This is a genomic window from Arthrobacter sp. GQ119 (assembly GCF_059759125.1).
The window spans coordinates 1-283 of record NZ_JCAXEA010000099.1 but is presented as its reverse complement, the minus strand read 5'-3'; the positions used below and the strand labels follow the sequence as shown (position 1 = coordinate 283).

Below are 283 nucleotides of genomic sequence, written 5' to 3'. Positions count from 1 at the left end.
AACCCAGCCCGCCGAACCGGAGAACCTCGATGTCAACGGGGTCCTGAAAGGCATCTACCGGGTGTCGGCGTCTGACGTTGCAGGCCCCAAGAGCCAGATCCTGGCCTCCGGCGTCTCGGTTCCCTGGGCCATCGAAGCCCAGCGGATCCTGGCCGAGGACTGGGGCGTCTCCGCCGACGTCTGGTCCGTGACCTCCTGGAACGAACTGCGCCGGGACGGGCTCGCTGCCGAGGAAGAGGCCTTCCTGAATCCCGGCGAACCGGCCCGGGTGCCGTTCGTGGCC

Annotated in this window: 1 protein-coding gene; it reads left to right on the top strand. The window is 68.6% G+C overall.

The features are described 5' to 3' along the window. On the top strand, nucleotides 1-283 hold a 283-nt coding region (locus AC6CH3_RS23530), incomplete at both ends, for a transketolase-like TK C-terminal-containing protein (RefSeq protein WP_498134723.1).